This window comes from Streptomyces yongxingensis, assembly GCF_055597465.1.
Genome location: NZ_CM145717.1, coordinates 7,820,705 through 7,845,698, shown reverse-complemented (window position 1 = coordinate 7,845,698; position 24,994 = coordinate 7,820,705). Strand labels below are relative to the sequence as shown.

General features: G+C 70.5%; 20 protein-coding genes and 2 pseudogenes. 17 read left to right on the top strand and 5 right to left on the bottom strand.

What is annotated here, in order from left to right; genetic code table 11:
* Positions 1-11 precede the first annotated feature (11 nt).
* A complete protein-coding gene (locus ACZ6TD_RS33615) occupies positions 12-1,289 on the bottom strand; it encodes an extracellular solute-binding protein (RefSeq protein ID WP_471344247.1) in 1,278 nt (425 codons plus the stop codon).
* Positions 1,290-1,552: 263 nt separating this feature from the next.
* Here ACZ6TD_RS33615 and ACZ6TD_RS33610 point away from each other — a divergent pair, with 263 nt between their 5' ends.
* The 8 genes and pseudogenes from ACZ6TD_RS33610 to ACZ6TD_RS33575 form a co-directional block, all read left to right on the top strand.
* Positions 1,553-3,223 carry a glycoside hydrolase family 13 protein gene (locus tag ACZ6TD_RS33610; RefSeq protein WP_471344245.1) on the top strand — a complete coding sequence of 557 codons (1,671 nt, stop codon included), beginning with the start codon at positions 1,553-1,555 and terminating at the stop codon, positions 3,221-3,223.
* A 25-nt stretch (positions 3,224-3,248) separates the two neighbouring features.
* Entirely contained in the window at positions 3,249-4,301 is a 1,053-nt protein-coding gene (locus ACZ6TD_RS33605) for a LacI family DNA-binding transcriptional regulator (RefSeq protein WP_471344243.1), read from the top strand.
* Between the two features lie 591 nt (positions 4,302-4,892).
* Complete coding sequence (locus tag ACZ6TD_RS33600; RefSeq protein WP_471344242.1) at positions 4,893-5,741, top strand: phosphatase PAP2 family protein; 849 nt, start codon at positions 4,893-4,895, stop codon at positions 5,739-5,741.
* A gap of 141 nt (positions 5,742-5,882) precedes the next feature.
* On the top strand, positions 5,883-6,821 hold the full coding sequence (locus tag ACZ6TD_RS33595) for an HAD family hydrolase (RefSeq protein ID WP_471344240.1): 939 nt from the start codon (positions 5,883-5,885) through the stop codon (positions 6,819-6,821).
* Between the two features lie 85 nt (positions 6,822-6,906).
* Positions 6,907-8,067 carry a threonine synthase gene (locus ACZ6TD_RS33590; RefSeq protein ID WP_471344239.1) on the top strand — a complete coding sequence of 387 codons (1,161 nt, stop codon included), beginning with the start codon at positions 6,907-6,909 and terminating at the stop codon, positions 8,065-8,067.
* The gene (locus tag ACZ6TD_RS33585) at positions 8,064-8,744 is read left to right on the top strand and encodes a helix-turn-helix transcriptional regulator (RefSeq protein WP_471344237.1); all 681 of its coding nucleotides are present in this window, start codon (positions 8,064-8,066) and stop codon (positions 8,742-8,744) included. The genes ACZ6TD_RS33590 and ACZ6TD_RS33585 overlap by 4 nt, the downstream gene beginning before the upstream one ends.
* Positions 8,741-9,667: an aminoglycoside phosphotransferase family protein gene (locus ACZ6TD_RS33580; protein ID WP_471344235.1), complete on the top strand. Its 927-nt coding sequence runs from the start codon at positions 8,741-8,743 to the stop codon at positions 9,665-9,667. Before ACZ6TD_RS33585 ends, ACZ6TD_RS33580 begins: the two co-directional genes overlap by 4 nt.
* A gap of 60 nt (positions 9,668-9,727) precedes the next feature.
* Positions 9,728-9,839, top strand: a pseudogene (locus ACZ6TD_RS33575) (N-acyl homoserine lactonase family protein); the annotation flags it as partial.
* A gap of 21 nt (positions 9,840-9,860) precedes the next feature.
* Here ACZ6TD_RS33575 and ACZ6TD_RS33570 read toward each other — a convergent pair.
* Entirely contained in the window at positions 9,861-10,532 is a 672-nt protein-coding gene (locus ACZ6TD_RS33570) for a GntR family transcriptional regulator (RefSeq protein WP_471344234.1), read from the bottom strand.
* A 70-nt stretch (positions 10,533-10,602) separates the two neighbouring features.
* Here ACZ6TD_RS33570 and ACZ6TD_RS33565 point away from each other — a divergent pair, with 70 nt between their 5' ends.
* From ACZ6TD_RS33565 to ACZ6TD_RS33555, 3 genes are read left to right on the top strand one after another with little or no spacing between them, the layout of a single operon-like run.
* Positions 10,603-11,025: a VOC family protein gene (locus ACZ6TD_RS33565; RefSeq protein ID WP_471344232.1), complete on the top strand. Its 423-nt coding sequence runs from the start codon at positions 10,603-10,605 to the stop codon at positions 11,023-11,025.
* Positions 11,022-11,783 (top strand): SDR family NAD(P)-dependent oxidoreductase, encoded by a 762-nt coding sequence (locus tag ACZ6TD_RS33560; protein ID WP_471344231.1) that lies wholly within the window; start codon positions 11,022-11,024, stop codon positions 11,781-11,783. The genes ACZ6TD_RS33565 and ACZ6TD_RS33560 overlap by 4 nt, the downstream gene beginning before the upstream one ends.
* A 55-nt stretch (positions 11,784-11,838) precedes the next feature.
* Positions 11,839-12,549, top strand: a complete 711-nt coding sequence (locus ACZ6TD_RS33555) for a glutamine amidotransferase (RefSeq protein WP_471344229.1) — start codon at positions 11,839-11,841, stop codon at positions 12,547-12,549.
* A 109-nt stretch (positions 12,550-12,658) separates the two neighbouring features.
* Here ACZ6TD_RS33555 and ACZ6TD_RS33550 read toward each other — a convergent pair whose 3' ends face one another.
* Positions 12,659-13,420, bottom strand: coding sequence for a TetR/AcrR family transcriptional regulator (locus ACZ6TD_RS33550; RefSeq protein ID WP_471344228.1), 762 nt, complete (start codon positions 13,418-13,420; stop codon positions 12,659-12,661).
* On the opposite strand from ACZ6TD_RS33550, the gene ACZ6TD_RS33545 reads away from it, so the two are divergent.
* The 3 genes from ACZ6TD_RS33545 (at position 13,419) to ACZ6TD_RS33535 (ending at position 17,293) form a co-directional block, all read left to right on the top strand.
* Entirely contained in the window at positions 13,419-14,855 is a 1,437-nt protein-coding gene (locus tag ACZ6TD_RS33545) for an MFS transporter (protein WP_471344226.1), read from the top strand. The two genes, ACZ6TD_RS33550 and ACZ6TD_RS33545, sit on opposite strands and share 2 nt — an antisense overlap.
* Before the next feature lie 108 nt (positions 14,856-14,963).
* Positions 14,964-16,070 (top strand): hypothetical protein, encoded by a 1,107-nt coding sequence (locus tag ACZ6TD_RS33540; RefSeq protein WP_471344225.1) that lies wholly within the window; start codon positions 14,964-14,966, stop codon positions 16,068-16,070.
* Entirely contained in the window at positions 16,067-17,293 is a 1,227-nt protein-coding gene (locus ACZ6TD_RS33535) for a hypothetical protein (protein WP_471344224.1), read from the top strand. The genes ACZ6TD_RS33540 and ACZ6TD_RS33535 overlap by 4 nt, the downstream gene beginning before the upstream one ends.
* A 34-nt stretch (positions 17,294-17,327) precedes the next feature.
* Here ACZ6TD_RS33535 and ACZ6TD_RS33530 read toward each other — a convergent pair whose 3' ends face one another.
* Both ACZ6TD_RS33530 and ACZ6TD_RS33525 read right to left on the bottom strand, forming a co-directional pair.
* Positions 17,328-20,549 carry a bifunctional [glutamine synthetase] adenylyltransferase/[glutamine synthetase]-adenylyl-L-tyrosine phosphorylase gene (locus tag ACZ6TD_RS33530; RefSeq protein ID WP_471344223.1) on the bottom strand — a complete coding sequence of 1,074 codons (3,222 nt, stop codon included), beginning with the start codon at positions 20,547-20,549 and terminating at the stop codon, positions 17,328-17,330.
* A gap of 283 nt (positions 20,550-20,832) precedes the next feature.
* A pseudogene (locus ACZ6TD_RS33525) lies at positions 20,833-20,919 on the bottom strand (glutamine synthetase); the annotation flags it as partial.
* A gap of 3 nt (positions 20,920-20,922) precedes the next feature.
* Here ACZ6TD_RS33525 and ACZ6TD_RS33520 point away from each other — a divergent pair.
* From ACZ6TD_RS33520 to ACZ6TD_RS33510, 3 genes are all read left to right on the top strand, one after another.
* Positions 20,923-22,851 carry a P-loop ATPase, Sll1717 family gene (locus tag ACZ6TD_RS33520; protein ID WP_471344222.1) on the top strand — a complete coding sequence of 643 codons (1,929 nt, stop codon included), beginning with the start codon at positions 20,923-20,925 and terminating at the stop codon, positions 22,849-22,851.
* A gap of 181 nt (positions 22,852-23,032) precedes the next feature.
* Positions 23,033-24,268, top strand: a complete 1,236-nt coding sequence (locus tag ACZ6TD_RS33515) for a helix-turn-helix domain-containing protein (protein WP_471344221.1) — start codon at positions 23,033-23,035, stop codon at positions 24,266-24,268.
* Entirely contained in the window at positions 24,265-24,828 is a 564-nt protein-coding gene (locus ACZ6TD_RS33510) for a flavoprotein (protein WP_471344220.1), read from the top strand. Before ACZ6TD_RS33515 ends, ACZ6TD_RS33510 begins: the two co-directional genes overlap by 4 nt.
* Positions 24,829-24,994: the final 166 nt, after the last annotated feature.

Genomic DNA, 24,994 nt, shown 5'->3' with positions numbered 1-24,994 from the left:
CGTCGTCGGCCCTACTTCCAGTCGCCCTTGAGGAGCTTGCGGTACGCGTCACCGACCGACTTGGCGGCCTTCTCGGGCGAGGTCTTGCCGGTGAGGACGCCCGGGAACTGCACCAGGATCGCCTGGAAGAGGCTGTTGCCCTCGGGGATCCAGGGGCGCTCGACGGCCTTGTCGACGGCGGCCTTGAAGAACTTCACATTGGGGTTCGCCGCGACCGTCTTGTTGGAGTAGACGGAGGTGCGGGTGGGCAGCAGGGAGAGCTTCTCGGTGGTCTTGGCCTGCACCTCGGCCGAGCTCATGTACTGCGCGAAGGCGTAGGAGGCGTCCAGGTTCTTCGACCCGGCGTAGACGGTGAGGTTCTGGCCGCCCTGCGGGGCGCCCTGGCCCTTGCTGCCGGCCGGGACCGGGACCACCCCGAGGTTGGACTTGTCCTTGAACGCCTTGCCCGCCAGGGTGTCCTCGATCGCCCACGGCCCGTTGATCGTCATCGCGACGTCGCCGTTCTTGATGGCGTTCTGCATGTTGTCCCAGCCGTCGGTGGCGTCGGTCTCCGCGGCCTTGGAGGTGACCAGGTCGCGGGCGGCCGCGAACGCCTTGATGCCGGGCTCGTCGTCGACGGTGACCTTCTTGGCGCCGGTGTCGAGGAGGTCGCCGCCCTCGCCGTAGATGAAGGGCAGGTACCAGTAGGCGTCGTCGCCGCGCAGATAGAGGCCGGTCTTGCCGGTCTTCTCCTTGATCTTCTTGGCGGCGGCCTTGAGCTCGGTCCAGTTCTTGGGCGGCTGGACCCCGGCGTCCTTCAGCATCTTCTTGTTGTAGAAGAGGCCGAGGGTGTCGATGACCTGCGGTACGGCGTAGGTCTTGCCCTTGAACTTGGCGCCTGCGAGCGCCTTGGGCAGATAGTCGGACTGGTCGGCGAGGGCGGGGGTGCCGTCCAGCGGGGCGAGATAGCCGATGTTGGCGAGGTCCTGGGTCCAGGCCACCTCGGTGCGCAGCACATCGGGCGCGCCGGAGCCGCCGGAGCCCGCGGCGTTCTTGAACTTGGCCAGGGCGTCACCGAAGGGCACATTGACGTAGTTGACCTTGACGTCGGGGTGCTTCTTCTCGAAGCCCAGGGCGAGCTCCTTGTACGTGCCCTTCTCCGCGTCGTTCGACGTGTCCCAGTACGTCACGGTGCCGGAGAGATGGCCGCCGGACTTCTTGTCGCCGCTGCCGCCGTCGTCACCGCCGCACGCCGTCGCCGCGAGCGCCATGGCCGCGACGAGTGCGGTGGCCGCTATGCCACGTCGCATCTGAACTCCTCCAAAGCCGGCCGCTCCGTCGCGGCCCCGGGTTGCGGAGGAACGTAACAGGGCCGCAAGCCACTCGAAAGACCTTGCGGCAAATTTCTGCAAGCCGCTCGGCATCGTTACGTCCACGTGTCCCCGCGGTAGCCGCTCCGCTCCCGTTCCGGCGCTTGACATACGCTCACAGCACGACCGGGGCACCCCCGAGGGGCACCAGCGCGCTCTGCAAGCTCTTCCGCAAGGCATTGCAGAGCTGTTACGTTCGCGCCATGACCCAGGAGCTCACGACCTCCCTTGCCACCGAGCCGGCGCGACCGTCCGAAGGCCACGGCTGGTGGCGCGACGCCGTCATCTACCAGGTGTACGTACGCTCCTTCGCCGACAGCGACGGCGACGGGATCGGCGATCTGCGCGGGGCCCGGGAACGGCTGCCGCACCTCGCCGGGCTGGGTGTGGACGCCGTCTGGCTGACCCCCTTCTACGCCTCCCCGCAGGCCGACGGCGGCTACGACGTGGCGGACTACCGCGCCGTGGACCCGCTCTTCGGCACCCTCGGCGACGCCGACGACCTGGTGCGCACCGCCCATGAGCTGGGGCTGAAGGTGATCGTTGACGTCGTCCCGAACCACAGCTCGGACCAGCACCCGTGGTTCCGCGAGGCGCTGGCCGACCGGCCCGGCGGCGCGGCCCGCGCCCGCTACCACTTCCGCCCCGGCCGCGGCGCGCACGGCGAACTGCCGCCGAACGACTGGGAGTCGGTCTTCGGCGGCCCCGCCTGGACCCGTACCACCGACCCGGACGGCACCCCCGGCGAGTGGTATCTGCACCTCTTCGCCCCGCAGCAGCCCGACCTCAACTGGGACTCCCCCGAGGTCCGCGCGGAGTTCGACTCGGTGCTGCGCTTCTGGCTGGATCTGGGCGTGGACGGCTTCCGTATCGATGTCGCGCACGGCATGGTCAAGGCCGCCGGGCTGCCCGACATCGGCCACACCGAACAGGCCAAGCTGATCGGCTCCCAGGTGCTGCCGTTCTTCGACCAGGACGGGGTGCACGAGATCCACCGCTCCTGGCGGCGGCTGCTGGACTCCTACCCCGGTGACCGGATCGGCGTCGCCGAGGCATGGGCGCCCACCGCCGAGCGGCTGGCCCTCTACGTGCGCCCCGACGAGCTGCACCAGGCGTTCAACTTCCAGTTCCTGAAGTGCCCGTGGGACGCGGCCGCGATGCGCGAGGTGATCGACGAGTCGCTGGCCGCCACCGGCTCCGTCGGCGCCCCCACCACCTGGGTGCTCTCCAACCACGACGTGGTCCGGCACACCACCCGCTACGCCGACGGAGCCGGTGGCGGCCCGGAGCGGGGGCTGGCCCGCGCCCGTGCCGCGGCCCTGCTCATCCTGGCGCTGCCCGGCTCGGCCTATCTCTACCAGGGCGAGGAGCTGGGCCTTCCCGAGGTGACCGAGCTGCCGGACGAGCTGCGCCAGGACCCGGCCTTCTTCCGCACCTCCCCCGACGGGCAGGAGGGCCAGGACGGTCAGGACGGCTTCCGCGACGGCTGTCGGGTGCCCCTGCCCTGGACCCGCTCCGGCGACTCCTACGGCTTCGGCCCCGGCGGTAGCTGGCTGCCCCAGCCGGAGGACTGGGCCGAGCTGTCCGTCGAGGCACAGACCGGCGACCCCGGCTCCACGCTGGAGCTGTACCGGGGCGCGCTCGCGCTGCGCCGTGAGCTGCCGGGCCTCGGGGACGGCTCGATGAGCTGGCTGGACGCCCCGGCGGGGGTGCTCGCGCTGTCCCGGCCGGGCCTGGTGTGCACGCTCAACACGCTCGGGGAGGAGGTCGAACTGCCGGTTCCGGGGCGCGCGCTGCTGTCGTCGGCGCCGCTGGCGTACAAGGCCGGAACCGTGTGCATTCCGCCTGATTCGTGCGCGTGGTGGGCAATCTGACATGCGACCGGTACAGTCCCACTCCATGACCGCACGGCTTGCTGACATCGCAGCCCAGGCGGGGGTCAGCGAAGCCACCGTCAGCCGCGTCCTCAATGGCAGGCCGGGGGTGGCGGCGGCCACCCGCGAGTCCGTCCTCGCCGCTCTGGACGTCCTCGGCTATGAGCGGCCGGTGCGGCTGCGGCAGCGCAGCGCCGGGCTGGTGGGACTGATCACGCCCGAGCTGGAGAACCCGATCTTCCCCGCGCTCGCCCAGGTCATCGGGCAGGCGCTCACCCGGCAGGGCTACACCCCGGTGCTGGCCACCCAGACCCCCGGCGGCTCGACGGAGGACGAGCTGACCGAGATGCTGGTGGACCGGGGGGTGGCCGGGATCATCTTCGTCTCGGGGCTGCACGCGGACACCTCGGCCGATATGCAGCGCTATGACCAGCTACGCGGCCAGGGTGTGCCGTTCGTGCTGGTGGACGGCTTCTCGCCGAGGGTGCGGGCGCCGTTCATCTCCCCCGACGACCGGGCGGCGATGGGGCTGGCGGTCACCCATCTGGTCTCGCTCGGGCACACCCGGATCGGTCTCGCGCTCGGGCCGAAGCGATTCGTTCCCGTACTGCGCAAGATCGAAGGCTTCCAGCAGGCGATGCGGGACCGGCTGGGGCTCTCCCCGGCCGAGTCCGAGGAGCTGATCCAGCATTCGCTGTACACCCTGGAGGGCGGCCAGGCGGCGGCGACCGCGCTGATCGAGCGGGGCTGTACGGCGGTGGTGTGCGCGAGCGACATGATGGCGCTGGGTGCCATCCGGGCGGCCCGGCAGAAGGGTCTGGCGGTCCCTCAGGACATCTCGGTGGTCGGCTTCGACGACTCCCCGCTGATCGCCTTCACCGACCCGCCGCTGACCACGATCCGCAAGCCGGTGCAGTCGATGGGGCAGGCGGCGGTGCGGGCGCTGCTGGAGGAGATCGGCGGCACCCCGGCCCCGCCCAGCGAGTTCGTCTTCCTGCCCGAACTGGTGGTGCGCGGCTCCACGGCGTCGGCCCACGGTGTGGAGGCGCGGAGCCGGGCGGCGGGGGGCGCGGCCTAGGCGGTGGCCGCCGGGGGATCGTGGCGCCTGCGGCGGGCCACGCGGCGGAGCCGCATATCGATGCTTCCCCCTACCCGCCCCTTCCCGAAACTGGGGCTCCGCCCCAGACCCCGACTTGGGGCTCCGCCCCAGCCCCCGGGGTCCAGGGGCGGAGCCCACCTTCCAGCCCCTCCAGCACTTGAGGACCCGGGCCCGGGGCGAAGCCCCACCTTCCAGCCCCTCCAGCGTTTGAGGAGCGGGGTCTGGGGCAGAGCTCCACCTTCCAGCCCCTCCGGCGTTTGAGGACCCGGGCCTGGGGCGGAGCTCCACCTTCCAGCCCCTCCGGCGTTTGAGGAGCGGGGTCTGGGGCAGAGCTCCACCTTCCAGCCCCTCCGGCGTTTGAGGAGCGGGGTCTGGGGCGGAGCCCCAGTTGTGGGAAGGGGCGGGTAGGGGAAAGCCCCCCGTCCCGGGGCCCCGTCCAGTGGCCCGGCACCCAGCGGACGTATAGGGGCATACGCCCCTTGGAGGACCCCCGGGACCAGGACATAAGCAACGAAGACCCGATGCCGTGGATGATCTGCGGGTGGACGTCGTCTGGCAGACTGTTGCCCTATGGGTGGAGCGACGATCAGGACCACGGCAGGCCGAACAGCCACCCCGGCACCCATCGCGGACACCGACGCGGAGCGGGCGCCGGGCCTCACCCTGATGAACCGGTTGCGTACCCCCAGAAGGCCCCGGCTGTGGTTCGAGATCGTCCTCATCGCCGTCAGTTACTGGACTTATTCGCTGATCCGCAACGCCGTCCCGGAGCAGCGCCGGGAGGCGCTGCGCAACGCGAACTGGGTCTGGGAGTGGGAGCACCGGCTCGGAATGGCCTTCGAGCGGGGCGTCAACCATGCGATCGACTCGGTCAGCTGGCTGATCGTGGGCATGAACTACTACTACGCCACGCTCCACTTCATCGTGACGCTCGGCGTGCTGGTGTGGCTCTACCACTGGCATCCGGGCCGTTACGCCGCCACCCGGCTGGCGCTCTTCGCGACCACGGGTGTGGCCCTGCTCGGCTACTACTTCTTCCCGCTGGCCCCGCCCCGGCTGATGAGCGGTGGCCACTTCATCGACACCGTGGTGGTGCACAACACCTGGGGGTCGATGGCCTCGGGAAACCTCGCCGATATGTCGAACCAGTACGCGGCGATGCCCTCGATGCACATCGGCTGGTCACTGTGGTGCGGTCTGACCATAGCGACGCTGGCCCGCCCGGTGTGGGTGAAGGCGCTGGGGCTGCTCTACCCCTCGGTCACGCTGCTGGTGATCGTCGCCACCGCCAACCACTTCTGGATGGACGCGGTCGGCGGGGTCATCTGTCTCGCCTTCGGCTTCGCGCTGTCGTGCGCGTGGTACGGCTCGCTGCCGTACCGGCTGCCGAAGCAGGTGGCCGTGATCTGCACGGTTTGATCGTCCCCGGCGGAGCCGCCATTCTCTGTTCCGCAAGGTCGACATGAGTTCACATGTCGACATGGTTCAGGGGCTCCCTGTGTCGCGCTGATCGACGCGGAATGAGCACGATGAGCGTGACGAAAGGGACCACCGGCCACCGTGCACACCGCCGACGCCGCTGCCGCTGCCGCTTCTTCCGTATCCACTTCCGGATCCGCCCCCGGATCCGCCTCCGGCTCCCCGGGGGCCCGGCCCGCTCCGGGCGCGCTGCTCCCCCGGCCCCGTACCGCCGGGCGGCCCCGCTTCCCGCTGGTGGCCACCGACCTCGACGGTACCCTGCTGCGCGGGGATCTGACGGTCTCGCCGCGCAACCGTGAGGCGCTGGCCCTGGTCCGGGCCGCCGGGGCGCGGCACCTGGTGGTCACCGGGCGCCCGGCCGCGTCCTGCCGGGAGTTCCTGGTGGCGATCGGCTACCGGGGGCTCGCGGTGTGCGGGCAGGGCGCGCAGCTGTACGACGCCTCCGCGGACCGGCTGCTGGTCTCGGCGTCGCTGGACCGGGAGCTGGCCCGGTCGGTGGTGGAGCGCACCGAGGAGGCGCTGGGCGCCGGGCCGCTGGAGCTCGCCGTGGTGACCGCGGCGCCCGAGAACCGCTTCGTCGTCACCGCCCGCTTCACCGACCGGATGCGCCCGGAGTGGGGGCTGGCCGAGCGGGAGGAGCTGTGGGCCGCGCCGATCGAGAAGGTGCTGATGCGCCACCGGACGGTGGCGGACGGGCTGGTCGCGGCGGCCGCGGAGCGGGTGGGCGCGGGCGAGGTGGCGGTGACCCACTCCGAGAAGGGCATGATCGAGGTGCTCCCGGCCGGGACGGACAAGTCGGTGGGGCTCCAACTGGCCGCCGACCGCATGGGGTTCACCCCCGCCGAGACGATCGCGTTCGGCGACATGCCCAATGACATCCCGCTGCTGGGCTGGGCCGGGTACGGCGTCGCGATGGGCAACGCCCACCCGGATCTGAAGGCGATGGCCGACGAGGTGGCGCCGGCCAACGAGGACGACGGGGTCGCGGTGGTACTGGAACGACTGTTCGCCCACCCTTGAGCGACTCTCGCACCGCACTCGCGGCCGACCGGAGTCGCCCCTTACTCCCTTGACTGGATATACACAACTAAACAAAATATCCAAGGTGCGAGCTGAACCACGATCCGAACCCCATTACGTCGACGAGCGCTCCGGCGCCACGTACCCGATCGACGACCCTCGCTGGTGCGGCGATGACGGGGCTCCCCTCACCGTCTCCGCACTGCCCGGCATCACCCGCGAGCAGGTGGACACCGGGGCCCGGTCACTGTGGCGCTACCGAGCGGCCCTCCCGGTGCGCATCGACGCCCCGGTGTCACTGGGTGAAGGGTGCACCCCGCTGGTCGAGAAGAGCTGGGGGGAGGATCGGATTCTCTTCAAGCTGGAGTGGTTCAGCCCCACCGGCAGCTTCAAGGACCGCGGCACCAGCGTGATGATCTCGCTGCTCGCCCAGCGGGGCGTCCGCGAGGTCATCGAGGACAGCTCCGGCAACGGCGGGGCCTCCGTCTCCGCGTACTGCGCCGCGGCCGGCATCCGGGCCCGGATCCTCACCCCCGCCACCACCTCCCCCGCGAAGGTCCTCCAGAGCCGGGCGTACGGCGCCGAGGTCCAGCTGGTGCCGGGCGACCGGGGCGCCACGGCGGCGGAGGCGCTGCGCCAGTCGGCCCATACGTACTACGCCAGCCACAACTGGCACCCCTTCTTCCTCCAGGGCACCAAGACCCTGGCGTACGAGCTGTGGGAGGACCTGGGCTTCACCGCACCGGACGCCGTGGTGACCGTGGCGGGCGCGGGCAGCACCGTGCTCGGCTGCGACCTCGGCTTCTCCGAGCTGCTCGCCGCGGGCCAGATCGCCCGCCGCCCCCGGCTGCTGGTGGCCCAGCCCGCCCACTGCGCCCCGCTGCACGCCGCGTTCCGCGCGGGCACCGAGACGCCGGTCCCGTCCCTCCACGCCCCGACCATCGCCGAGGGCACGGCCATCCACGAGCCCGTCCGCTTCCCCGAGGTGCTGCGCGCCATCCGCCGCTCGGACGGCGACATGGCGGCCATCCCGGAGGACGCGATCGCCGCGGCGGTCCGCCGACTGGCCGCGATGGGGCTGTACGCGGAGCCGACCAGCGCGACGGCGGCCGCGGCGATCGAGGTCTTCCGCGCCCGGGGCGCGATCCGCCCCGGCGAGACCACGGTGGTGCTGCTGACCGGCTCGGGCCTGAAGGCGACGCCGACGATGGCGGAGCTCTTCACGCCGGAGGGCGATGAGCGATGACCGAGGAGAGGCGTCAGGAGACGCCGGGAACGCCCGAGGACGAGCTGCTGCTCCGCGAGGCCGAGAAGATCGTGGTCGCCCTCGGCCGGATGTTCCCCGGGCTGTGCGAGGTGGTCCTCCACGATCTGCGCAACCCCGACCAGTCCATCCGCGCCATCGAGAGCAATCTCTCCGGCCGCGAGGTGGGCCAGCCCGCCACCGAGCTGGGCCTGGCCCGGATGCGGGACCCCGGCTTCCCCGACATCGTCCAGAACTACGCCAACCGCTTCCCGGACGGCCGCCCGGCGAAGAGCACCTCGATCGGCATCAAGAACAGCGCGGGCCAGTACGTCGCCGCCATCTGCCTCAACCTGGACGTCTCCCTCTTCGCGAGCGCCGCCCGCAGCCTCAACAACCTCGTCCGGACCGAGGAGCAGGAGCAGCCGCTCACCGAAACCCTCCGCGCCCGCACCGCCGCGGAGCTGCGCACCGTCATCGAGGAATTCGCCGCCGCCCGCGGCCAGACCCCGCGCAGCCTGGGCACCCCCGCCAAGAAGGAGCTCGTCCGCACCCTCAAGACCAGCGGCTTCCTCCAGGTGAAGCACTCCGTCCAGGTGGTCACCGAACTCCTGGGAGTCTCCCGCGCCACGGTCTACAACTATCTGCGCTCACCCGACACCGGAGACCACCCCGGATGACCCCACCGATCCGACACATCGACGTCCCCGAAGCCTTCGCCGCGTCGTTCGGCGAGCACGACACCGCCGGACGCGCCTGGCTCGCCGCGCTGCCCCGGCTGGCCGCGGACTTCCTCGACCGCTGGGACCTTCGCCCGGCCGGTCCCGCCGCCCATGGCATGGCCTCGCTCGTCCTCCCGGTGACCGGCGCGGACGGGACTCCCGCGGTCCTGAAGCTCCAGCAGGTCAGGGAGGAGACCGAGGGCGCCCCGCTGGGCCTGCGGACCTGGAACGGCAACGGTGTGGTGCTCCTGCTGGACCACGACCCGGACACGGGCACCATGCTGCTGGAGCGCCTGGACGCCTCCCGTCCGCTGTCCTCGCTGCCCGACGACACCGCCGCGATGCGCGTCCTGGCCGACCTTCTGGCCCGGCTGACCTCGGTACCCGCCCCCGGCGGCCTGCGCCGGCTGTCCGACATCGCCGCCGCCATGCTCGAGCAGACGCCCGACGCCGTACCGGCCCTGCGCGACCCGGCCGAACAGCGGCTGGTCCGCGTCTGCGCCTCCGCCGTGGCCGAACTCCTCGACGAACCCGGAGACCGGCTGCTGCACTGGGACCTCCACTACGACAACATCCTCGCCGGTGAACGCGAGCCCTGGCTGGCCATCGACCCCGAACCGCTCACCGGCGACCCCGGCTTCGAGCTCCTGCCCGCGCTGGACAACCGCTGGGACGAGGTCGTGGCCACCGGCGACCCCACCCGTGCGGTACTCCGCCGCTTCGACCTGCTGACCGAGGCTCTCGGCCTGGACCGGCGGCGGGCCACCGGCTGGACCCTCGGCCGCGTCCTGCAGAACGCCCTCTGGGACATCGAAGACGGCAGGACCGCCCTGGAACCGGCCCAGGTCACCATCGCCACGGCCCTACTGACCCACCGTTAGCGGCTCTGCTCCCGGCAGAGCGCCGAGCGGGCACGCTACGCGCCGCGCGACCATGGCGGGATGGCCAACGACATCTCCGTGCGCCGCCTCGACCTCGGCCACTTCGTCCGCCCCGCCTCCGAAACCGGCGGACCGCGGCCACGGGTCGAACCCGTACTCGCCTGCCTCGTACGCGCTCAAAGAAGCCGGAGGCTCACAGCGAGAGGTGTTCGAGCAGACCGCGACGGGCGGAGTCGACATGCTCCTCGGCGCACCGGGCCAGGGTCTCCCGGTCACCGGAGCGCAGCAGCCGGGCCAGTTCGCGGTGTTCGTCGACCACGCGGGTGCTGTAGTGCTCGTAGCCGAGGGTGATACGGCGCAGCTGGAACAGGTAGGTCTGCGACCGTACCGCGTGCCAGGCACTGCTGAGCCGCTGGTTGCCGGCGATGGCGTAGATCCGGTCGTGGAAGGCGATGTCAAGGGCGAGCAGCCGGGGGCCGTCCGCCGCCCCCGACACCTCTGCCGACATCTCCTGGACCAGGTTGTCCAGCTCGGTCAAGTGGCCGTCGTCCGCGGCCGCGTGCGCACTCGTGGCCGCGAGACGGTCGAGTGCGGCGCGCAGTGTGTAGACCTCTTCGACGTCTTCCCTGGTCACGTCGATCACGGTGGCGCCGCGGTGCCATGCGCTGCGCACGAGCCCTTCGCTTTCGAGCAGGGCGAGTCCTTCGCGCACCGAGCCGCGGCTGACATCGAGTGAGGCCGCGAGCTCGATCTCGCGCAGCGGCGAGCCGGGCGGGAAGTCTCCAGCGAAGATCGCCTCGCGTACGAGGTCGGCGACCTCCTCGGCCAGTCCGCGTCGGTTCGCCTTCGGCAGTGCAGCAGTCATGTCCTAATGTTGACATCCGAACAAGGTGCGGAGCAAGCTCGGGGCCCGACCATCAGTGAGGAGCTGCGGTATGCCCACGTATCCGGCAGTACATCTGGCCATAGCGGTAGACGATCTGAGCAGGGCACGACAGTTCTACGGGGGCGTCCTCGGGCTCGGCGAAGGGCGCTCCACCGAGCAGTGGATCGACTGGGACCTGCACGGCCACCAACTGGTGACACACGTCGTCGCCGGCAGGCCCGCGCCCCCGGGGACGAGTTCGGTCGACGGGCACGCCGTGCCGATCCCGCACTTCGGCCTGCTGCTGTCGACCGAGCAGTTCCACGAGCTCGCCGGCCGGCTCCGCGACGCCGGCACCGACTTCCTCATCGAGCCCTACCTGCGCTTCCCCGGCGAACCGGCCGAGCAGTGGACCATGTTCTTTCGCGACCCTGGCGGCAATGCGCTGGAGTTCAAGGCGTTCCGGGACGAGTCGAAGGTCTTCGCGTCATGAGGCGGGTGCTGGTCACTGGAGCTTCCCGGGGAATCGGCCGCGCGGTGACCCGGGCGTTCGCCGAATGCGGTGACCGCGTGGCGGTGCACTACGCGACGAAGCGCGAGGACGCGGCGCGGACGCTGCGGGAGTTGCCCGGCGACGGCCATGTGCTGGTCGGCGGCGATCTCGCGGACGCCGAGGTGGCCCGGAGCATCGTCGAGGAGGCCGTGCGGGCTCTCGGCGGAGTCGACATCCTGGTGAACAACGCCGCGCTCGCGCCCGGTGCCGACAACCGGCACTCTCTGGCCGACGTCTCCTACCAGGACTGGCAGGAGATCTGGCAGCGGATGATCCAGGTCAACCTCCTGGGTGCGGTGAACGTGACGTACGGGGTCGCGCGGCACCTCATCGACCGTGGCGAGCCGGGCCGCATCATCAACATCGGGTCCCGCGGAGCCTTCCGGGGCGAGCCCGACTTCCCCGCGTACGGAGCCGGCAAGGCCGCACTGCACGCGTTCGGGCAGTCGATGGCCGTCGCGCTGGCACCGCACGGCATCGCGGTGACCTCCGTGGCGCCCGGCTTCATCGCGACCGAGCGACAGGCCGGCAAGCTGGCCGGCCCGGACGGCGAGGCGCTGCGCGGCCAGAGCCCCTTCGGCCGGGTCGGGACCCCCGAGGAAGTGGCCGCCGCCGTGCTCTACCTCGCCTCACCGGAAGCCGCCTGGTCCTCCGGCACGGTCCTCGATCTCAACGGCGCCTCCCACCTGCGCACCTGAAACCGAAGACCACTCAAAGGCCACTCGACTCCGCCCAAGAGGACACCCTGCCGACATGACGAAGACCGCCCTGGCCATCCGACACCTCGCCTTCGAGGACCTCGGCCTGATCCACCCGCTGCTGACCGATCGCGGCTACGCCGTGCGCTATCTGGACGCCGGCATCGACGAGATCGACGCCGACGCTGTCACCAAGGCCGATCTGCTCGTCGTACTCGGCGGACCGATCGGCGCCAACGACGGCGACCGCTACCCTTTCCTGGACGCCGAGATCAACGCCGTCGGGATCCGCCTGCGCAAGCGTCGCCGCACCCTTGGTATCTGCCTCGGCGCCCAGATCGTCGCCCTCGCACTGGGCGCGGAGGTCACGGCATCCGAACGCGCCGAGATTGGCTACGCGCCGTTGGCGCTCACTCCCGAGGGAGTCGACTCGCCACTTCGCCACCTGGAGGACGTGCCCGTACTGCACTGGCACCACGACCGCTTCGGCCTACCGGACGGCGCCACCCTGCTCGCCTCGACACCCCACACCCCGAACCAGGCATTCACGGCCGGGCCTCACGTCCTCGCCCTGCAGTTTCACCTCGAAACCCCCTGCCACGACATCGAGCGATGGCTCATCGGCCACGCCGAAGCCCTCGCATCCACCGGCATCCACCCGGACACCGTCCGCCATGCCGCAGCGGCCGCGGCACCGCCCCTCACCGGCGCAGCACCCCGGGTCATCACAGAATGGCTCGACACCGGGACGGCACCTGCCGCCTGAATGAGCTGAACTCCCGCCCGGCGAGGGTTCGCCAGGCACCAGGAGACCGGCATGCCCTCGGCGGTGGTGAGCAGGTAGAGCAGAAGGGCGTCCAGACCAGACATCACACTCAGGCCGACGGACGCCCTTCGCCATGGTCGCGGCCGGCCCGGACATCGGACTCATTCATCCAGCAGGTAGGCGGAGGCTGGTGGATGTGCTGGAGTCCCAGCGGTGCCGGCGGGGGCAGGGCCTCGGTATGGCCGGACCGGAAGGACTGGAGAAGGTAGGCGGCCAGGCGTCGGGACGCGGCCAGCGAGACCTGCTGGGACTCTCCGACGACGCCGCTGTTGGCCAGGAGCAGGAGAGTGACGTCGGCGGGATGGAAGTCGGCCCGCAGTTGCCCCGTGTCTTTGGCCCGCTGCACCAGTTCGGCGAGGCCCCTCTCCGCGCGGGTGCGGTCGCGCTCGTAGTCGACGGCGTCGGGGAACTGGGAGAGGAAGGCGGCCGTGAAGCCCCGGTCGGTGGCCTGCATGGCGCACACCTTCTCGATCACACTGCAGAACCCGCGCCAGGGGTCGGGGTCGGCCAGCGCGTCGTCGAGGACGGCGACGCAGCCGGCTATCTGTGCGGCGAAGGCTTCGGTGACGAGCGAGGCTCGGGTAGGGAAGTGCCGATAGAAGGTGGCCGCGCCGACCCCTGCGCGGCGGGCGATCGTCGTTATGGGTACGTCGATTCCCTGGATCATGAATGCCTCGCGGGCGGCTTCGAGGATGCGGTCGCGGTTGCGCCGGGCGTCGGCGCGCAGCCTCGTGGCCGCGGTGGGCGGTGGGGCTCCGTCGGTGGAAGCCGACAGCGGTCGGCCTGGTTTCCGAGAGCTCTGAGCAGGCATGTCTCCCGGGGCCTCGCAGAGCACCGTCCTGTGGATCATCAACATCTACACCCTCGCCCTGGCCGCCCTGCTGCTGCCGCTCGGCGCCATCGGTGACCGCCTGGGCCGCAAGCCCATGCTGATCGCCGGGCTGGCCGTCTTCGGCGTCGCGAGCGTCGCTGGGGCCCTGGCCCCGAACGCGGAGGTGATGATGGCGGCGCGGATGGGCGCCGGCGTCGGAGCGGCGATGATCATGCCCGTCACCCTTGCCGTCATCACCTCCACCTTCCCCGAGGAGCAGCGCGGGAAGGCGATCGGGGTGTGGACCGGGGTGGGCGGAGGCGGCGGCGTCGTGGGCCTGTTCCTGGGGGCGTTCCTGGTCGACGCCGCCGACTGGCGCTGGCTGTTCGCCCTGCCGGTGGTCTTGGTCGTCGTGGCCATGGCCATGACGCTGAAGTCGGTTCCCAACTCCTTCGAGCGGTCCCGCCATTCCTTCGACACCATCGGCGCGCTGGTGTCCACCGTCGCGGTGGTCGGCCTCATCTTCGTCCTGCAGGAGGGACCAGAGCGCGGCTGGACCGCTCCGGTGACCCTGATCAGCCTCGCCGTCGGTATCGGTGCCACCGTCGGTTTCGTGGTCTGGGAGCTGCGCCGCCGGGACGCCTCGCTGCTGGACGTGCGGCTGTTCCGTGAGCGCGGCCTGGCCGGCGGTTCGATCGCCCTGCTGGTGACCTTCGGTGTCCAGGCGGGTATCACCGTGGTCCTCCTGCCGTTCTTCCAGGCCGTGCTGGGCTGGTCGGCGCTGCTGTCCTCGGCGGCGATGCTGCCCATGGCCGTGGCGCTGATGGTGGCTTCCGGTGCGGCCCCCAGGTTGGCCGCACAGATCGGCGTCCGCTGGACCCTGGCCATCGGCATCGCGCTGACCGGTGTCGGCCTGGTCCTGATGGCGCTGTGCGTCTCCGTCGACGGCGGCTATCTGTCCGTCCTGGCCGGTCTGCTCGCCCTGGGGTTCGGCTCGGGTCTGGCGATGACGCCGTCCACGGAGGCCATCACCGGCTCACTGCCGCGCGAGAAGCAGGGCGTCGCCTCCGCCCTCAACGACGTCACCCGTGAGTTCGGCACCGCACTGGGCGTCGCGCTGCTGGGCGCGCTGCTGTCGGCCGGCTACCGCAGCTCCATCAACGGCAAGCTTCAGGGCATCCCGCAGGGCACCGCGGACACCGCGCGCGAGGGCATCGCCAACGCCCTGGAGGCCGCACCCGGCGCAGGCCCACGCGCGCGGGACCTGGTCCACGCCGCCCAGCAGTCCTTCGTCGACGGATGGCAGCAGGCCATGTGGGTGGGCACCGCCGTCATGGCCGCCCTGTTCGTCTACATCGCCCTGCGCGGACCGAAGAACCCGGCCCCCGTGGCCGCTGACGAGGCAGAGGTCGCCGAGAACGTCCCTGCCTGGTGATCCCGTAGAGGATCGGAGCCGCTGACGCCTACGGAATTGCCATGACCCCTTCACGTCGTGCGCGGAGCCGCTGAGTAGGATCGGCGGCCACACGGGGGAAGGTCATAAATGAAACAGTTGATGGGCGGCGCACGCCGCCGGGCCGTCCTGATCGGTGGCGCCGTCGCGGTGCTGGTGGCGGCCGGGGTCGGGACGTGGGCCACGGACACCTGGCCGTTCGACGGGAAAGACACCTACTGCTGGGGTGCGTGGAAAGAGGACAGCGGGCCGGACTTCCTGAGCGGCGAGGCGCTGGACGAGGACAACGCCCGCCGTACGTCAAAGGAGACCGCGCCGACACCGGCGCGGCAGCGCGGGCGGTGCACCGTGGCGCTCCACTCCGAGCGCGCGGACAGCAGCGACGGCAGCAAGGTCGTGGAAGAGACCGAGATCACGGTCACCTACGGCCCCGCGCCCGAGGGCGCCGCGAAGCGCATGGAGTGGATCGGCGGCTACCTCGGCGACCGGGCGATGCCGCTGCCCGACGGCCTGCCGGGCGCCACCGACGGCCGGCACGCGCTGCTGGTGCTGCCCAAGGGATGCGACACCGAGGACGGGCGGCCGACCGCGGTGACGCTCGACTCGATGGCGCGGTCGGTCTACAGCGACTCCACCATGCCGGGCGACGCGGGGCTCGGCGGCTCCCAGTCCGTGGCCCGGTTGCTCGTCGCGGCCGCCAACCGCGCGATGGAGAAGGCGGGTTGCGCCCCGGACAAGCCGCTCGAGGCCGTCTCGCCGATGGCCACACTGCCCGAGGACGATGAGGACTTCTTCACCCGGGCCTGCCGGATCAGGGGCCTGGAGTTCGGCAAGGAGGTGGCCCGCGACCTGGAGTACCAGGTCGGCGCGGTCACCCGGGATCTCCAGTCCTGTTCGGTGCGGACGCGGCGCGGTGAGGGCCGGTACTTCGACGCCCTGATGGTGGCCCAGCCGCGGCTCTCCGCCCTGTTCGACGGGGCCACCGGCAGCAAGGCCCCGGCGCGCGGCTGGCGCGGTACGGGGGTCTTCGCCGACGACTACAAGGTCGTACGGGCCGACTGCGCGGGGCACCCGCTCACCGTGCTGATGCTCGCCCCCTCCCTGCACGAGACGACTCCGTACTTCGCCGCCTTCGCCAACGCCGTGGCGCGACGCGTCGGTTGCGCGCCCGTCGCACCTGGGGGTTCCAGCCGATGAATGACTCCGAGAACAACGAGAACAGCGCGATCAGCGAGATCAGCGGGATCAGCGAGAGCGACGAAGCCGACGAGAACGGCGGCACCCGCGTGCCGCTGCACGAACGGCGCCGCCCCTGGTGGCACTGGCAGCGCGTGGCCCGCTCCCGCCCCCGGCTGGGCGTGATCACGGCCGTGGCCGGAGCCGTCCTGGGAGCGCTGCTCGGCGGCGCCGGGGTGGCCTGGCGGGCCGAGGCGGGTCCGTTCGCGGACGACCGCGCCTGCTGGGGAGCGTTCAGCCGGGACGATGTGGCGGCGCTGTTCGACGGCAAGAGGGACATCACGACCTCCGAGGTGCCCATCACCACCGATCGCATTGGCACCGAGGGCCCGTCGGGCGAATGCCGTCTGACGTCCCCGCGCGGGCGGCGGATCACGGTCGAGGCGCACCAGCTGGACGCCGGGTTCGGCGGCGCGGGCGACCGGTGGGCCGATGAGTTCCTGTCCGCGCGGCTCACCCCGCTGGGCGACGGGCTGCTGGGCATGGCCTCGGACACCCGGGCCTGGCTCGCGGTGCCCGACGGCTGCATCGGCAGGCCGAGCCGGCTGGACGTCAACAGCGGCCCCACCGTGATCGACATGGAGACCGGCTGGACCGTCTACGACGACGAGGTGGACATCGAGGCCCGCGATCAACTCGCCCGCGCCGTGGTCAAACTGGTCAACCACTACATGGCCGACCAGGGGTGCACGGGCGAGATCGCCGACCCGGTCGGCCGGATGCCGGAGCCGCCGGGGCCCCTGCTCGAGGAGAACGACGCGATGTGTGGCGTCAAGGGGCTGCGGCTCCCGGCCGCGTTCAGGCACGAGGGCAGGGGCGGCACCGTGGTGACCCGGGGCGACGGGCCGGTGCGCACCTGCGACCGCGGTGTGCTCTTCGGCCACCCCGGGCTGCGGCTGATGACGATCGAGGACCCCCGGCTCGCGGTGCTCTACGACAGGCTGTCCCGGGACGGCGCCAAGGACCGGGTCAGCGCCGGTGAGCAGGACGGATACGGCTTCGTCCGCGACGACATGGGGCTGTTCCAGGCCGAGTGCCAGACCGGCCAGGTCACCTTCCTGGTCCGGGCGGAGAACGGCGACCACCCCGGCGACATCCGTACGCTCCTCCCCCGCTATGTGGCCGCGGAGGCCGACCGGATCGGCTGCGGCCCGCTGCGCGTCACCCTGCCCGCGGACGGCTGACCTGGCCGCGCACCGCGGGTGTTCCCGCGGGCGTTCAGCTCTCGTAGTCGTAGAAGAGGCGTTCCACCACCGCCCGTGCCCGGCGGGTGGTGCGGCGGTAGTCCTCCAGCATCTCGCCGACGTGGCCGGGGCCGTAGCCCAGGTAGCGGGCCACCGCGGCCAGTTCGCGGACGTCGGTGGGAAAGGTGTCGCCGGGGCGGCCGCGGACGAGCATCACGGCGTTGCGGACGCGGCTGGCGAGGATCCACGCCTCGTCGAGGGTCTGGGCGTCCTCGGTGGAGATCAGCCCGGCGGCGTGGGCGGCGGCCAGGGCCTCGCGGGTGCGGGTGGTGCGCAGTCCGGGTTCGGCCCAGCCGTGGCGCATCTGGAGCAGCTGGACGGTCCACTCCACATCGCTGAGACCGCCGCGGCCCAGCTTGGCGTGGGTGGTGGGGTCGGCGCCGCGCGGCAGCCGCTCGGACTCCATCCGGGCCTTCAGCCGCCGGATCTCGCGGATCGCGTCCTCGCCCAGCCCCTCGGCCGGATACCGCAGCGGATCGATCAGTTCGATGAACCGCTCGCCCAACCCGGGGTCGCCCGCCACCGGTTCGGCGCGCAGCAGCGCCTGGCTCTCCCAGACCAGCGACCAGCGGCGGTAGTAGGCGGCGTACGAGGCGAGGGAGCGCACCAGCGGTCCGGACTTGCCCTCGGGGCGCAGGTCGGCGTCGATGAGCAGGGGCGGGTCGACGGTGGGGAGCTGGAGCAGCCGCCGCATCTCGTTGGCCACGGCGAAGGCGGCGCGGGATGCCTCCTGGTCGTCGGCCCCCTCGCGCGGCTCGTGGACGAAGAGCACATCGGCGTCCGAGCCGTAGCTGAGCTCATGGCCGCCGAAGCGGCCGAGACCGATGACGGCGAAACGGGTGGGCAGCTCATCGCCCCAGGTGTCGCGGACGGCGGCGCGCAGCGCGCCCGCGAGGGTCGCGGCGTTCAGATCGGAGAGCGCGTCGCCGACCATGTCGATCAGCGCCGCGTCGTCCACGGGCGGTTCGGCGGCGGGGGCGGCGGGCCGGGCCGGCACATGGGGTTCGGAGTCCCGCAGGGCGCTGGGGACCTCGGGCGCCTTGACCGGTGCGGGGGCGGCCGCCCCGGTGGCCCGGCCCGGCGTCTGATCGCCCGACGGCGGCCAGCTCACGGTCGGGCGCACCTCGCCGTTGGCCAGCCGGGCGCTTTCGATGATGTCCGCGGCCGCCGTACGGAACATCTCGCGCCGCCGCACCCCGCGCGCCGCCGCGACCGCCTGCTCGGCTCCGTCGGCGCGGCCGACCGCGGCCAGCACCTCCTGCTCCAGATGGGCCCGGCCGCGCGGCCGCAGCCCCTCCGGGTCGCCGAGCAGGGCGACCGCCTCGGGGGCGCGCAGCAGCAGGTCGGGGGCGAGCCGCCCGGCGGAGAGCACCCGGGCCAGGTTCTCCGCGGCGGCGCCCTCGTCGCGCAGCAGCCGCAGGTACCAGGGCGTCTTGCCCAGCGCGTCGGAGACCTTGCGGAAGCCCAGCAGCCCGGCGTCCGGGTCGGCGGAGTCGGCGAACCAGCCCAGCAGCACGGGCAGCAACGTCCGCTGGATCGCCGCCTTACGGGTCACCCCGGACGCCAGGGCCTCCAGGTGGCGCAGCGCACCGGCCGGGTCCGCGTACCCCAGGGCGGTGAGCCGCTGACCGGCCGCCTCCGAGCTGAGCCGGATCTCACCGGGCTGGAGCTGGGCGACGGCGTCCAGCAGCGGCCGGTAGAAGAGCTTCTCGTGCAGCCGCCGCACTTCGCGGGCGTGCCGCCGCCAGGCGGTGCCCAGCTCGGTCACCGGCTCGGTGCGGAACCCCAGCGACCGGCCGAGGCGGCGCTGGTCGGCCTCGCCCTCGGGCATCAGATGGGTGCGGCGCAGCCGGTAGAGCTGGAGGCGGTGCTCCATGGTGCGCAGGAAGCGGTACGCGGCGTCCAGCGCGGCGGCGTCGGTGCGCCCCACATAGCCGCCGGCGGCCAGGGCCGCGAGCGCGTCCAGCGTCGTACCGCTGCGCAGCGACTCATCCGACCGCCCGTGCACCAACTGGAGCAGCTGGACGGCGAACTCGACGTCGCGCAGCCCGCCGGGGCCCAGCTTGAGCTCGCGGTCGACCTCGGACACGGGGATGTTCTCGACCACGCGGCGGCGCATCTGCTGCACGTCGGGGATGAAGTTCTCGCGCTCGACGGCCTGCCAGACCATGGGCGCGAGGGCGTCCACATACGCCTGGCCGAGAGCCGCGTCGCCCGCGACCGGACGGGCCTTCAGCAGCGCCTGGAACTCCCAGGTCTTGGCCCAGCGCTGGTAGTACGCCAGATGGCTGGAGAGGGTCCGCACCAGCGGGCCGTTGCGCCCCTCGGGGCGGAGGTTGGCGTCGACGGGCCAGATGGTGCCCTCGACGGTGACGTCGGAGCAGACGCGCATCAGCCGGGAGGCGAGCCGGGTGGCGGCCCGCACCGCCTCGCCCTCCTCGACGCCTTCGACCGCCTCCGCCACGAAGATCACGTCCACGTCGGAGACGTAATTGAGCTCGCGGCCGCCGCATTTGCCCATGCCGATCACGGCCAGCCGGCAGGCGGCGGCGTCCTGCGGCTGCTCCTCGGCCGCGATCTCCAGCGCGGCCCGCAGCGTGGCGGTCGCCAGGTCGGCCAGCTCGGCGGCCGTCTGGGTGATGTCGGTGGTGCCGCACACATCGCGGGCGGCGATGGCCAGCAGCGCCCGGCGGTAGGCGACGCGCAGCGCGTCGGCCCGGGGCATCCCCGCCCCGGGCGCGCCCCAGACGCCCTCGGCCAGGGCCCGCTCGAACTCGGGGGTGGCGGGGTGCAGATCGGCCGACTCGTAGGTCACCAGGGCGTGCCAGTCGCCCGGGTGACGGGCGAGGTGGTCGCCCAGCGCCTCGGAGGCGCCGAGCACGCCGAGCAGCCGGTCGCGCAGCGGTTTGGCGGTGACGAGGGTGTCCAGCAGCGCCTGCCGCGACCCGGCCCGCTGCCCGCCGTCCTCCTTCTCCGCCGCGGCCTCCTCGGGCAGCGCCTCGACGAGCCGTACGAGCCCGAGCAGCGCCAGATCGGGATCGGCGGTCGCGCCGAGCGCCTCCAGCAATACGGAGTCGTCCCGCACCGCGGCCAGCTCGGGCGCGTCCAGCAGCCGCCGCGCGGCCGAGGCGTCGGTGAAACCGTGCCGCAGCAGCCGGGTGATCGTGCTGCTCCTGCGTCCCTGCGGTACGGCCATCCCGCCGCCTCCCGTCCCTGGTCGACTCCGCGCCGCCCGACCACGCGCACACCCGTGATCAAAGGCGCCGCTGACGAGCCTAAGCGACCCCGAGGGCGAAGCGGCAGGTCCGGGCGGGGTCAGGCGCCCACGAAACGGCCCCGCGGCTCGCCGCGAAGACGCCCCGGCGGAAGCCGGCGCCCATAGGCGGCCAGCAGGAGGCCCTGGGCGGCCCCGGCCAGCTCGGCCCCGCCCACCGGCGGCTTCCAGGGGTGCTCGGCGTGCTCCGAGCGCCCCGGAGACTTCAGAGAACGGGGAGGTTCTTCCGCAGCTCGAACGGGGTGACCTCGGAGCGGTACTCCTCCCACTCCTGCTTCTTGTTGCGCAGGAAGTCATGCGGCGAATCCGCCATCTGGGGACACCCTGCCGGAGCCGCTTCCGAGCGGGGGCGGCAGGGTCGTCGTTGGTCGTCGTTGGTCGTCGTTGGGCACCCTCGGACGGCCCCCAGGCGGCCCGAGCCGCCCTGGGCACGCTAACCCGACAACAACCCTGTTCCGCACGGCGGCTGCCAACCGTCCAAGCCCTACTCAGGATCACTACGCTGCGCTACTGTACCGAGACGATCACCGAGAGTATCGACACAGCCGCATCGGATCTGGGGGGATCGATGTCTCAGCGTAGGTCACGCCGCCGAGGTGCAAACTTCAACCTGGGCGCAGAACAAGCAGAAGCTGACAGGCAGTTGTTGCGGTCAGCTTTCTATGAGTCGGATGACTACTTGACGATCTCCGACAGGGATGACAAACGTTGTTTTCTAATCGCGCGAACAGGTAGCGGCAAGTCGGCCGCATTACAACAACTGGAAGAAGAGTTTCCAGGCCATGTAGTGCGGATCATCCCCGAAGACCTATCGCTGCAATACATCACCAATCTTAGCGTCATGCGCTTCCTCGACGACATGAACGTGAGTCTTGACCCCCTCTTCATCGCACTATGGAAGCACGTACTGCTGGTAGAGCTTATTCGCCACCGCTATAAGGTGAACACGCCCGCCGCCAAGGCCAACTTCCTAGTCACACTGCGGGATAAAATTCGCAGAGACCCCGGAAAACGCGCCGCCCTGGACTATCTTGAAGAATTCCAGGATCGCTTTTGGGTGGAAGCCGATCAGCGAGTAAGAGAAATCACCGAGAAGTTCGAAGAAAAGATCAACAAGGAAGCCAAAGGGAAAGTTGCGCTGCCCGGGTCAGTCGACGCATCCCTCGGAGCAACATCCGGCGACACATTCTCATCTGAAGTAAGGACAGAGTTAGCGGATCGCTTCCAAAGGATCGTCGACGAGACCCAGATGGCTCGCCTGAACAAGATGGTGAAGGTCCTAGACGAAGACATCCTAGAAAGCCGACAGAATTTCACGTTCGTTGTCATTGATGACCTGGATAGAGACTGGGTTGACGAAAAACTCGCAAACGGACTCATCAGATGCCTATTCCGCGCCGCACTGGATCTTCAGCGGGTCACGAACCTAAAGGTGATCGTCGCGCTGCGAACCAACATATTCGAGCACCTGGACTTCGGTCATAGATCGGGCGGCCAGGAGGAGAAGTTCAGGTCTCTGGCGTTGCGCATGAGGTGGACTCCCGGGGAACTTCAAGAGCTTGTTTCGGAACGGATTCGCGCCGCATCTGCCGATCTAGACGTAAGACTGAATTCCGTCTACGACATCCTCCCGCGTACAAATCAAACACGGGGAGACGTATTGGAATACATGCTTCAGCGGACCTTGATGAGACCGAGAGATATAATCGCATTCCTCAACGAAGCCTTGGCGACCTCAAGAAGAGGTGGGCGCCTCACGTGGGAGGACATCAAGAACGCAGAGGAATCCTACTCCTACAAACGTCTACTAGCCCTGCGCGATGAGTGGAAGACCTCATACCCAGAGATCGATAGAGTTTTCAACCTCTTCGAGGGCGTCATTCTTCCGATGTCAGCAGACGAGTTCACTCGGAAGCTCGATGACGCAATCACCCTGACAGGTGACCCTAACTTCCAGGGGGTCGACTGGGTAAATTCACTGACTGCGAGAATGTGGACGCATTCGGAAGGGTCGTGGTCTGACTGGTACGGCCCACTCACCACCCTTCTATACAACATCGGATTCATAGGCTTCAAAACTGGCAGTCGCTCGCAGTTCCGCTTTGCTCACGACTTTCCTGACTTCGCCGAAAGAACCCGAAACCTCGAATCCATAACGGAAGTTACCATCCACCCCGCGTTTCAGCTCGGTTTGGATACTCGAATGGATAGTTCGAGGCACTAGACGAGATATGGAGCCTAGGCGCGACGGGCCAAGCCACCGAAGCCCTGACGGACTGTCCGGGTCTTCACGTGCCGATCTGCCCATGCTGGCACCACCCCGAGACGGACAGACGGGAGCGCCTGTCCGTCTCGGGGGCAGCTCGGTACCTTGAGAAGCCTTAGACGCCAGGAGGCAGCACGCAATGCGTGGTCTTGGAGATCACCTCAGCATCGGGGAACGGATCGCCTTCTACCGCAACCGCCGCGGCTACACTCAGGAGGTTCTGGCCGGACTGGTGGGCCACAGCACCGACTGGCTGGCCAAGGTGGAGCGGGGTCGCCGGAAGCCGCCTCGCATCGACAAGCTTGCCGAGCTCGCGCGCGTTCTGCGGGTGCCACTCGGGGACCTGATCGGACAGCCGTCGCTACTGGAGGATGAGAAGCAGCAGGACGACGTCCCAGCCGTGCGCGACGCGCTCATGAGCCCGCGCCGTCTCTCTCGACTGCTGTTCGGCCCGGAGGCCGAGGCGCAGCTACCGGTACCGGGCCCCGTCGTCCCGATCGTGGAGCAGCGCTGGAACGACTACCAGATCGGCCACCTCGGGAAGGTGGTGGCCGCGCTCCCTGGTCTCCTCCAGACCGCCCAGGAGCTGGAGGACCGGGCCGCGCGCTCACCGGAAGAGCGGCGCGACTGCTGGGCGGTCTCCGCCCGCACTCACCACCTCGCCGCGACGACGCTCGCGAAGATCGGCGAATCCGATATCTCGTGGCTCGCGGCCGAGCGGGCCATGCGGGCAGCGGACGAGTCCGGTGATCCCCTCGTGCTGGCGTCGGCGGCCCGCTCGGGGACCCATGCACTGTTGGCCAACGGCCGATACGACGACGCCATGGAGCTCGGCGAGACCACGGCGGTGTGGCTGTCGTCACGCATAGAGGAGGACGACCCGGCCTCGCTGAGTCTGCTGGGGATGATCCACCTGCGGGCAGCCATCGCGGCAGCGCGGCACCAGGACCGAGCGACCGCGACGAACCTGCTCGGCCGGGCCGAGACACTGGCCAACCGGCTGGGCTCGGATGAGAACCACTGGCAGACCAGCTTCGGGCCGACGAACGTCGTGCTGCACAGGCTGTCGGCGGAACTGGACCTTGAGAACATCTCCTACGTCGTCGAGCGCGGAAACATCGACGTGGACCACATGCCGCCGGAACGCGGCGTGTCCCACCGCATCGACTTCGCCCGCGCGCTCACGCTGGCGGGCAAGGGGGACGACGCCTTCACCGAGTTGCGGACCGCCGAAGGCACGTCGCCGCAGCTCGTGCGCAACAATCCTCGTGTGCGGGAGACGCTGCGAGACCTGATCAAACAGGCCCCGGTCACCGGGGGCGCTCGCTCGTCCGAGCTGTTCGCGATGGCCCAGCGATGCAAGGCGGTGCAGTGAGTACGGAAGGACGCGGAGTCCTCGGAGTCGTCGGCACGGGTGCCGGCGGGGTGGAGTCGCTGCGCACGGGGCTGGTCGAGCCTGCCCTGACGCGCGGCTGGCAGGTGGCCGTGACGCTGACGCCGACCGCGGGTGAGTGGCTGCGGGCCATCGGCGAAGTCGAGCGGCTGGAGAAGGTGACCGGGCTACCCGTGCGGGACGCTCCCCGGCTACCGGGTGAGGCGCGGCCACACCCCCAGGTGGACTGTTACGTCGTGGCCCCGGCGAGTGCGAACACCGTCGCCAAGTTGGCGACCGGGGTCGCCGACAATCAGGCACTCACGCAGGTCTGTGAGGCGATCGGCACCGCCGGCCTTTCGGTCGTCGTCTTCCCCCGCGTCAACGCGGCGCACGCCCGGCATCCCGCCTGGCGTGGGCACCTCGCCACGCTCCGCGAGGCAGGCGTACGGCTCGTGTATGGACCGGACGTCTGGCCACTGTACGAGCCGCGTGAGGCGCCGTCCGGCCGTGAGCTGCCCTGGACGGCCGTGCTGGACGCCGTGGACGAGACCGCTACCTGAGAGCTCGTCAACCCGCCTGACCTGCAACGAAAGAGGACCCGGACAGTCTGTCCGGGTCCTCTTTCGTTGGCGCCCGCATGCTCATTGGCATGTCAGGGAGCAACGAGCACCGCACCACTGAACTGGGCCTATCGGCCGCCGAATTCGCCTTGCTCAAGGCGAGTCT